Origin of the sequence: Bifidobacterium tissieri (assembly GCF_002259645.1) — a bacterium.
Lineage (GTDB): Bacteria > Actinomycetota > Actinomycetes > Actinomycetales > Bifidobacteriaceae > Galliscardovia > Galliscardovia tissieri.
Genome location: NZ_MWWV01000016.1, coordinates 39371 through 49722, shown reverse-complemented (window position 1 = coordinate 49722; position 10352 = coordinate 39371). Strand labels below are relative to the sequence as shown.

The following is a 10352-nucleotide window of genomic DNA, read 5'->3' as shown; positions in this document are numbered from 1 at the left end:
GCATCCGGCATTACCACCCGTTTCCAGGAGCTATTCCAGAGTACAGGGCAGGTTGGTCACGCATTACTCACCCGTTCGCCACTCTCACCACCAAGCAAGCTTGATGGATCCCGTTCGACTTGCATGTGTTAAGCACGCCGCCAGCGTTCGTCCTGAGCCAGAATCAAACCCTCCACAAAAAACCTTCATGAAGAGCCAAAACAATGACTCGAAAAAAAGAAAAGAAAAAGACAGACAAAACACACAACCAGCAACCACCACGGGAAACCCCGCGACAGCCAACCAGCCGCATGCTCGCACAATCCTTCCAAAAACCCGGCCACAATCAAACCCCCTCGGGCACTCCCACCACACAACGACAGGAGCAGCAGCCGGACTGGCAATCAAAACTTAGTAGTACAAAACACGCTCTTGAGTTCTCAAACCACCACCACACCAACAAACACACCCCAAAACCAAGGAGCGCCGTCGTGCCGGGCAACGAGTGAATAACTTACACGACAACACACAACCACGCAAATCGGCATGCAAAAACACACCCCAAATCGTTGAAACGACGGCATTCCCCCGGCGTGTCGCAAACCGCACAAAACCAAGCCCCACAATCATCGCAACAACCGATCATGGGCGCAGACACCATCAGAGTACCGTCAGCACGGTTAACACAACATTGCCAGCACCGGCAATCCGTCTGATCACCAGGGAAATTCTTGACGGGAATCCGAAACCATCACCAGAGCGGCAATGAATCCCCACTCATCTGACCATCCCAGCCGCCCCAACCACGTCGGCAGGCAAACCATATCAGCAGGCAAACGCACCCACGCCTCATGAAGTCCTCGAAGCGGAAAAGTAGAAGTATGGGCGAACGCCAGACGAACAGCATGCCATACAGACGCCAACTGCGGAATCCATACATATTCCGGGTGTAAGAAAGAGGTATGAGTACAAAGAAGATTGCGGTACTGACGGGCGCCGGCATCTCCACCAGCGCGGGTATTCCGGACTTCCGCGGTCCGGATGGCGTGTGGACCAAGCATCCCGAACAGATGAACGTCTACGATATCGACGCCTTCATGACCAGCAAGGAGGACCGCGAATACTCCTGGCGCTGGCAGAAGGAGTCGCCGGTGTGGGGTGCGCAGCCCGGTGCCGCCCACAAGGCGCTGGTCGATCTTGAGAAGGCCGGAATGCTCACGCTGCTGGCCACGCAGAACTTCGACGCCCTGCACGAGAAGGCCGGAAACTCCCCGGATGTGATCGTGAATCTGCACGGCACCATCGGCACGTCACACTGCATGAAATGCCATGCCAAGTACGACACGGCCGAGATCATGGATCGTCTGGACGAGGAGCCTGATCCGCGTTGCCATCGCAAACTGCCGTACAAGGGGAATATGCCCTGCAACGGCATGATCAAGACCGACGTGGTGTATTTCGGCGAGGCACTGCCCAACGGCGCCATGGAAAAGTCGATCAAGCGGGTGCAGGAAGCGGACGAATTCTGGGTCATCGGGTCTACGCTGGAGGTGTTCCCGGCGGCGTCGCTGGCACCCATCGCAGTGCAGGCCGGTGTGCCGATGACCATCATGAACATGGGCCGCACACAGTACGACGGCATCGCCACCCGTCTGATCCATGACGATATCGCCGTCGCACTACCGGAATTGGTGGAACAGACGATCAACGGATAACGCTTCGACTGTATACCGGCTGCATATGCGTACACGCCGTATATATACGTATATATACGTGGTTATACGGCCATGCACGACCGTCCTTCAGACGTATATATACACATCGCATATATACGTATATATGCGATGTGTATCGGCAGTGACACACATACGTGGCCGTTCGGACGAATGCGGAAGCGGTTACGAATTGAATACGACAGTCCCCCTTATGGAAAGTGGGTACGGCAAGTGGGTGACCAGATGAACGACACGAACGATACCAACGATGTGATCAAGCGGCTGGAGGCCAGCAACGACATCGACATGGAAACGACACCGGTGGTGGAATCGGTCGAGACCGTGTATACGGGTGCGATTTTCCGCGTGGAGGATCAGACGATACGACTGACCCGGCACGACGGCTCGTCGACGCGAATCCATCGTCAGGTGATGAGGCATGCACCCTGCGTGGTGATGCTGGTTCATGATTGCGCCACCGACCGATACCTGCTCGAACGTGAGTACCGAGTCGGACCGAACATGTACGCGTTCGGCATACCGGCCGGACTGATCGACGACGATGAGGAACCGCATGCCGCGGCCCTGCGCGAACTGCACGAAGAGACCGGCGTACGACCGGACGGACAGGACGGCATCGTCATCGACGACGTGGCACAATGCTATTCCTCGGAGGGCATGACCGACGAACTGGCGAACATCATGGTGCTGCATCTGCGTCGTTGGCACACGGGGGAGCGGCACTTCGACAAGGACGAACATGTGGCAAGCACGTGGGTGAGCTGGGATGAGCTCAATGCCGTGGGTATCGTCTCGTCGAATGCGACGATCGCGCTCAAGCACGAGGCCTTGCGCCGGGCGCTGGGCAAACCGTGTGGTGACAAGGCCTAGAGCCCAAGTCGTCAGGGGGTATACACCGATCTCGGCCCATGTGACGCGTCACGCGGGCCGCATTGCGTCACGCGGGCTGGGCGGTCCACGTGACGAAGAAATACAAACGTTGAAAAATCAACGATTATGAGATGCCGTCACATGGGCCGGGCGGTCCACGTGACGGTAGTCGGCCCAAGTGACGCAATACCAGCCGGGCCATCGGGGGCGCGGCGACGGCACATCGGGGGAGTGAAACACCCCAAGTGGGGGATTTTCCCTCTCAGCCGAAGGTTTTGCAGGAAGATGCGGGCAAAATTCCCAGTCGGGATTACGATTGGTGGAAGAAAGAAAGCGTAATGAAGACTTTGCAATGATAGCTTGGGATACCCATGCCTTGGTAAAGACAGCTGCGTACGATGGAGCCATTGCGAGAAAGGGATATTCATGAGCGTTCTCGACCGTTTCGAAAAAAGTGTCGAAGGTGCCGTAAACGGCGTATTCAGCAAATTCGCCTCCAAGGACCTCCAGCCGGTGGACCTCTCCAGCGCCCTTGAACGTGAGATCGACGCACAGGCCATGCCCATGGGACGAGATCGTACCGTGGCCCCCAACGAATACCGGTTCCGCCTGTCCACCCCCGATTTCGACCGAATCGAACAGTGGGGGTCCGAGACTCTGGCCAACGAACTCGCCGACAATCTCACCAAGTACGCGGAAAGCCAGCATTACGCCTTCGTCGGCCCGGTCGTGGTGATCTTCGAGGAGGATCTCGATCTGAGCCGCGCCGAATTCAAACTTTCCAGCGAGTCCGTGCAGGGCAACGCGGCTCCCGTGACCACGCCGAGCGAAACGAAGGACTGCCCGGTGCTGGAGATCAACGGACGCCAGTACCTGCTTACCGCTCCGAAGACCGTGATCGGCCGTGGATCGAACTGCGACATCGTGATCGACGATCCGGGTATCTCGCGCAGCCATCTTGAGATCGATATCACCGACAACGGGGTGATCGCGCGTGATCTGCGATCCACAAACGGCACCTATGTGGAGGGACATCAGGTTCCCGCGGCCACACTGCTCGACGGCAACACCATCACCATCGGGCGTACGCGCATCCTGTTCTGGGCGTCTTCCACCCCGCAGGACTGATCCACTTCCCCGACGCACGAACGCGAGCCAATCATGACCGAACTTACTTTCACCGTTCTCAAATACGGATTCCTGATCTTGCTATGGGTATTCGTATGGCTCGCCGTACGCTCTTTGCACCGCGACGTGGCGTCGTACAGCCCCAAGCCTTCCAAGAAGCATCGTAAACGTACCCAAGCCGCCCAGCAGGCGGCTCAGGCGCCTGCCCCCACTCCTACGCCGGCGCCGATCAAACCTGCCCGACCCGTGACGGAACAGCCCACCATTCTCACGATCATCGACGGCCCGCTGGCCGGAACCACCATGCCACTGGGCAATGGTCAGATCACGCTGGGCCGCGCGGCAGGCAATTCCGTCGTGCTCGACGACGAATTCGTATCCTCCCATCATGCGCGCATATTCTGGGATTCCGGCAGTGGCGGATGGGCCATCGAGGATCTCGGCAGCACCAACGGCACGGTGGTGGGCGGTAAGAAGCTCACCGAAGCCGCCGTACTGCCGGCACGCGTACCCGTACGCATCGGTGCGACCACTTTCGAGCTGAGGTAAAGCATGGCCACCAATCAGTCTTCTTCATCGTCCTTACAGCAGGTTCAGCAGACGGCCTCGGAGACCACGGATCCAACGCCCGCGGTGAACGCGGCACCTGCGCTCACGTTATATTCCACAACGGTGTCCGATGTGGGATATGTGCGTAGCAACAATCAGGATTCATCGTTCGCCGGACGCCATTTCGCGGCGATCTGCGACGGCATGGGCGGCCATGCAGGCGGCGATACCGCTTCGACCATTGCAATCCGTTCGCTGGCCCATATCGAGCATGAGGAATCGTCGAACGACATCGAGACCGTGTCGAAGATCATGGAGACCTCCGTGCTGGCGGCGCACGACGCCATCGTGGGCAAGGCGAAGCATGAACGTCGTCTGTCCGGCATGGGCACCACCGTGGTGGCACTGAGTCTGGTCGAAAACCATTGGATTCTTGCGCACATCGGTGATTCACGCGCGTATCTGCTACGTGATGGTCATCTGATCCGAGCGACCAAGGATCACAGCTATGTGCAGCATCTGATCGACACCGGCAGGATCACCGAGGCCGAAGCGAAGAATCATCCACAGCGCAACGTGGTGATGCGCGTGCTTGGAGATTTCGACATCGATCCCCGCCCCGACATCTCCATCCGCCGCGCCAAGGCCGGCGACCGCTGGCTGCTGTGCTCCGATGGCCTTTGCGGAGTTCTGGAGGATTCCACACTTGAAGAGACGCTGAGTGAGCTGACCGATCCCGAGGAGTGTGCACAGCGTCTGGTCGCCATGGCGTTGAAGGCCGGCAGCACCGACAACGTGACCGCCGTGATCGCGGACGCCACCGTGCCGTTGAGCGAGAAGCCAACCGATGAGAATTCGCCGGTGCCTCTGGTGGGTGGTGCCGTAAGCGCCAGCCTGGAAAGCATCGCCGACATCATCGACGAATCCGTGGTGACGGCTCCCGCGCTCAAGGCGGATCAGGGCAGTCCGGCGCAGCGCGCGGCCGCGCTTATGCAGGAGCAGAAGCCAAAGAACGAGCAAACCGACGAGGCGACATCGCCGCGAGTGGCGCAGCCGTCGAGCCAGCGTCCCGAAACCACCGACGTCGCCATGCCGAATACCGGGGAAATCCCCGTGGTGCAGAAACGCGACGGCAGTGCGAGCGCCGACCCGCACGATCCCGAAGTGGCACGGGCCATCAAGACCCAGCAGCGGGAACAGGCGCAGCAGGCGCGCAAGCGTCGCTCCCGGTTCCGCATGACCATCATCGGCATTATCGTGGCGGTGCTGCTGGTGCTGGGAGGCGCCGGCTTCATGGCCTTTCGATGGTCGCAGACGCAATACTATCTAGGCGAGGCGGAAGGTTCGGTGGCGATTTATCAGGGTGTGCCCACCGATCTGTTCGGATTCTCGCTCTCGCACGAGGTGAAACGAACCGACATCACGGTATTGTCGCTGCCGGCGAATTGGCGGGAGCAGCTGAGCCGTGGCATCACGGTCGGCTCGTATGCCGAGGCTGAAACGCACGCGCAGACGATTCGTCAGCAGGCCGAGGACCTGCAGAGTCAGGAGAAGCCGAAGGACGAGTTCGGCGGCGCGGAACAGACTGACCAGTCCGGTCAGAACGATCAGTCGGCGCAAGACAACCAGCAGAATCAGAATGATTCCGCGGGGGCATCGCAATCACCGTCGCCCAGCGCATCGAATACGGAGACTCAGCAATGATCGCACGTCGAATCGAACAGGCCTCAATGCTGATACTGGCGGGTGCGACCGTGATGCTGGGATTCTTTCAGATGTTCATGCGAGTGCATAACTCATTCCCGGCCGCCTACGCGACTCGTCTTGGCATCGTCGGAGCGCTGTTCGTGGTGTTCTGGATCATTCTGCTGGTCCGACAGCCGCATGCCGATCAGACGATCCTGCCATGCGTGATGCTGCTCAGCGGTATTGGTCTTATCATGATCGCCCGTATCGATAACCAGAACGATGTGTTCGGCAAGGGACATAGCACCGTAGCGCTGACGCAGATGATCTGGCTGTGCGTGGCGCTTGTCCTGTGCGCGATCCTGGTGATATTCATGCGGGATTATCGCGTACTGCGCAAATTCTCGTATCTGAGCATGGTCGTGGGTCTGGTGCTGCTCCTTTCCCCCATGCTGCCGTTCATCGGCAAGGAGATCAACGGCGCACGCGTCTGGTTGGCGTTCGGCAGCCATACGTTGCAGCCGGCTGAATTCGCCAAGCTGTTCCTGGCGTTCTTCTTCGCCTCGTACCTGTTTGATCATCGCGACCAGTTGGCCGTGGGCGGCAAGAAGATCCTCGGCATTCGGTTGCCTCGACTGCAGGATCTGGGCCCGATCCTCGTGGTGTGGGTGGTGTGCATGGGCGTGCTCGTGCTGCAGCACGATCTTGGTACGTCGCTGATGTTCTTCGCCATGTTCGTGTCGATGCTGTATGTGGCGACCGGACAGAAGAGCTGGATCCTGATCGGCTTCGTTGGCTTCGCGGTCGGTTCCGTGGCGGCTGTGATGATGTTCTCGCATGTGGGTAATCGTGTGAACGCCTGGCTACACCCGTACGACGACAAGATCTACAACGCAGTCGGCGGCTCCTTCCAGCTGGTGCAGGGTCGATTCGGTCTTGCGACGGGCGGTATGACCGGCACCGGACTTGGTCAGGGGCATCCGACCGTCACGCCGTTCGCCAATTCCGACTTCATCTACGCATCGCTGGGCGAGGAGCTTGGCATCGCCGGACTGTTCGCGATTCTGGCGCTGTACCTGATCATCATCGGCACCGGCATGATCATCGCCATGAAAGTGACCGACGGATTCGGCAAACTGCTGGCATCGGGTCTGGTGTTCACCATGGCGTTTCAGGTGTTCACCGTCGTGGGAGGCGTCACCGGCGTGATCCCGCTGACCGGTCTGACGCTGCCGTATCTGGCGGCCGGCGGTTCCAGCCTGATCGCCAACTGCATACTTGCATCCCTGCTGCTGATCATTTCGAATTCGGCGAACAAGCCGGTCAGCGACACCGATGATGACGCCTTCCAGTACGAGGCGCTGATGGCGCTACGCGAGAAGGAGAAGAAGGCCTCACAGGCCCGTATGGCACAGTCCGAGTCCGAAGCATCTGCAAACGAGGCGGAGGCTTCCGATGAGTCAGGCGCGAATGCCGACGCATTCGCAACCATGGCCGTGCCTGCTCCGGTGACGCCCGTCGCTCCTATTGAGCCCATCGAGCCCATCGCGTCAATGACCGAGACGCCGCGTCACGCACGTCATACCGCGCAGGCCGTCCAGAACCCTTCCAACGAGGAGACCGAGATCATCGCACAGCGTACTCATGATGGCAATACGCTGCCGGAAGCTACGGCCATGCCGAATCTGCGCCCGCCGGCACCGTCCGCACCCCGTCACGCGGCAGGATCGGCAGGTTCGGCCTCTTCGGAGAGGAGGGATCGATGAATAACTCACTACGGCATCTGTTCAACGCGGTCATCGTATTGTTCGCGATCCTCGGCCTGTCCACATCATTGATCATGACCGTGCGCGCGAATGAACTGAACGCGGACACGCGGAACACCCGTGCCCTGTATCACGAGTACGGAGCGCCCCGAGGATCGATTCTGGCAAGCGATGGCACGGTGATCGCCAAATCTGAGAAGTCCGACGACGCGTTCTCCTACCAGCGCACGTATAGCAACGGTCAGGTCTATGCCCCGGTCACCGGATACTTCTCCGTGAACCAGCGTGCGGACCGCGGCGTGGAAGCGAGCCGTAACTCCCTGCTCAGCGGTGAAAGCAGCTCGCTCTGGCTCAGCCGATTCAAGTCGCTGTTCACCGGCGAGGAGAATCTGGGTGCCACGATTGAGACCTCGATCGATCCCAAGCTGCAGACACTGGCCTACCAGTTGCTGGGTGACAAGCAAGGTGCCGTTGTTGCCATGGAACCCAAGACCGGTCGAATCCTGGCCATGGTGAGCACACCCAGCTATGATCCGAACACGCTGGCGAGCCACAACACGTCCGAGGTCAATTCGGCCTATGCCGCACTGGTCGGCGACGCCAACAACCCGATGCTCAACCGCACCACCGGTGAACTGTTCCCGCCTGGATCCACATTCAAGCTGGTTGTGGCCGCCGCCGCACTCGAAGAGGGCGATTACAACACCGATACGCAGATTCCCGCCGGTGCCTCCTACACGCTGCCCGGCACGGTGACGAACCTGACGAACACCACCAGTGCCGCCAACGGATCCAATGGGCAGATCACCCTTGAGGACGCGCTGGCATACTCGTCGAATACCGCCTTCGCACAGCTGGGCGTGAAGCTCGGCAAGGACAAGGTGGCCGATCAGGCCAAGAAGATGGGCTTCGGCAGTTCGATCACCGTGGACGGCAACACCGCCACGGGAACACCGATGAAGGCCACCGCGTCCAAGTTCCCCGACTCACCCACCGACGACAAGCTCGCATTGGCCTCGATCGGCCAGGGTGATGTGCTGGAGACCCCGCTGCTCAACGCCATGATCGCGTCCGCCGTGGCCAATGATGGTGTGATGATGCAGCCCACCCTCGTGGATCGTGTACGTTCCAGCGACCTGACCGTGATCAGCGAAAGCTCCCCGTCGGAGTTCTCGCGCGCGTTCTCCAGCGACACCGCAGGCAAGATCAACGCCATGATGCAATCCGTGATCACCAAGGAGGACCCGCAGCTGCAGCTCGCCAACGCCAAGGTAGCGGCCAAGACCGGTACCGCTCAGATCGGCACTAACAACAACACCAATGACGCGTGGATCACCGGATTCGCGCCCGCCGACAATCCTGAAATCGCCGTGGCCGTGGTGGTGCACAACGTCAACACCTACGGAGCTCAGGCGGCCGGACCGATTATGCAAAAAATCATGCAGGAGGCCCTGAAGCAATGAGACTGATCGAAGGACAGCTGATTCACCGCCGCTACCGTCTGGACCAGCGCCTCGCGCAAGGCGGCATGGGCGAAGTGTGGAAAGGCTACGACATCGAGCTTGAACGGCCCGTGGCCATCAAGGCCCTCCGCGCCGACATGGGCAACGAGGAGGCGAAGCTCAAGCGGCTGCGCGCCGAAGCCCACAACTCGGCGAATCTGGCCCATCCGAACATCGCCGCCCTATTCGAATACTACGAGCACGACAATATCGGATTCCTGATCATGGAATACGTGCCCAACAAGTCGCTGGCCGAAATCTACAAGGCACGGGGACCTCTGAGCACCGACGAACTGCTTCCCATCCTTATCCAGACCGCCCGCGGCCTGTATGTGGCGCATTCGCATGGTGTGATCCACCGCGACGTGAAGCCGGCGAACATCATGGTTTCGGAGACCGGCGAAGTCAAGATCACCGATTTCGGCGTCTCCTACTCCACCAACCAGGCGCAGATCACACAGGACGGCATGGTGGTGGGCACCGCGCAGTACATCTCCCCGGAGCAGGCCCAGGGCGAACAGGCCACACCGCAGTCCGACATCTACTCACTCGGCGTGGTGGCGTACGAGGGACTGTGCGGACACCGTCCGTTCACCGGTGCCACGCCCGTGGATATCGCCGCCGCGCATGTGAACGACCCGGTGCCGCCGTTACCGGACAGCATCGATTGGCAGTTGCGTGAATTCGTAATGAGCATGCTGGCGAAGGATCCTGCGGATCGTCCAGCCAACGCGCTTGTCGTTTCACGCACACTTGCGAAGATCGAGCGTCGGCTGCTGGATCAGGAGGCGTCCGAGGCGCTCACCGAAACCGGCCATCTGACCCGACGGGTCATGAGCGCGCCGCATCAGCCAATCCAGCTGTTCTCCGCGGCCGATTGGGTGGCCAAGCAGACTCCGCGTCCGACTCAGACAACCGTCGCACCGGCCGTGACTCAGACTCCTACGCCGGCGGCTGCTCCGGAAGCGACTATTGTGCCGCCGGCGCCCATTACGGTGCCGGAGTCCGCGCCGGATATCCCGATCCCGGACATTTCACTCGATGCCGGAGCTGGCGGGACTGGAACGTCGGCCACGGACTCGGCAGCGCCCATGGCGTTGGATTCCGTACCGTTACCGAATACACCGGGCGTGCAG

General features: G+C 60.0%; 8 protein-coding genes, 1 rRNA gene and 1 pseudogene. 9 read left to right on the top strand and 1 reads right to left on the bottom strand.

Annotated features, from left to right (window positions below; all coding sequences use genetic code 11):
• Positions 1 to 179 (bottom strand): 16S ribosomal RNA (locus BTIS_RS09630); the annotation flags it as partial.
• 24 nt (positions 180 to 203) lie between these two features.
• Between BTIS_RS09630 and BTIS_RS11890 the strand changes: the two genes are divergently transcribed.
• The 9 genes and pseudogenes from BTIS_RS11890 to BTIS_RS09590 form a co-directional block, all read left to right on the top strand.
• Positions 204 to 488: a hypothetical protein gene (locus BTIS_RS11890; RefSeq protein WP_158216889.1), complete on the top strand. Its 285-nt coding sequence runs from the start codon at positions 204 to 206 to the stop codon at positions 486 to 488.
• A 453-nt stretch (positions 489 to 941) separates the two neighbouring features.
• A complete protein-coding gene (locus tag BTIS_RS09625) occupies positions 942 to 1694 on the top strand; it encodes an SIR2 family NAD-dependent protein deacylase (RefSeq protein WP_094664928.1) in 753 nt (250 codons plus the stop codon).
• 243 nt (positions 1695 to 1937) lie between these two features.
• Positions 1938 to 2585: an NUDIX domain-containing protein gene (locus BTIS_RS09620; RefSeq protein ID WP_094664926.1), complete on the top strand. Its 648-nt coding sequence runs from the start codon at positions 1938 to 1940 to the stop codon at positions 2583 to 2585.
• Positions 2586 to 3011: 426 nt separating this feature from the next.
• Complete coding sequence (locus BTIS_RS09615; RefSeq protein ID WP_093961166.1) at positions 3012 to 3713, top strand: FhaA domain-containing protein; 702 nt, start codon at positions 3012 to 3014, stop codon at positions 3711 to 3713.
• 33 nt (positions 3714 to 3746) lie between these two features.
• Complete coding sequence (locus BTIS_RS09610) at positions 3747 to 4262, top strand: FHA domain-containing protein FhaB/FipA (protein WP_094664924.1); 516 nt, start codon at positions 3747 to 3749, stop codon at positions 4260 to 4262.
• Between the two features lie 3 nt (positions 4263 to 4265).
• Positions 4266 to 5966, top strand: a complete 1701-nt coding sequence (locus BTIS_RS09605) for a PP2C family protein-serine/threonine phosphatase (RefSeq protein ID WP_094664922.1) — start codon at positions 4266 to 4268, stop codon at positions 5964 to 5966.
• Entirely contained in the window at positions 5963 to 7714 is a 1752-nt protein-coding gene (locus tag BTIS_RS09600) for an FtsW/RodA/SpoVE family cell cycle protein (protein ID WP_094664920.1), read from the top strand. The genes BTIS_RS09605 and BTIS_RS09600 overlap by 4 nt, the downstream gene beginning before the upstream one ends.
• Positions 7711 to 9177: a peptidoglycan D,D-transpeptidase FtsI family protein gene (locus BTIS_RS09595; RefSeq protein WP_094664918.1), complete on the top strand. Its 1467-nt coding sequence runs from the start codon at positions 7711 to 7713 to the stop codon at positions 9175 to 9177. Before BTIS_RS09600 ends, BTIS_RS09595 begins: the two co-directional genes overlap by 4 nt.
• Positions 9174 to 10061 (top strand): annotated as a pseudogene (locus BTIS_RS09590) (serine/threonine-protein kinase); the annotation flags it as partial. The gene BTIS_RS09595 and the pseudogene BTIS_RS09590, both read left to right, overlap by 4 nt.
• Positions 10062 to 10352 lie beyond the last annotated feature (291 nt).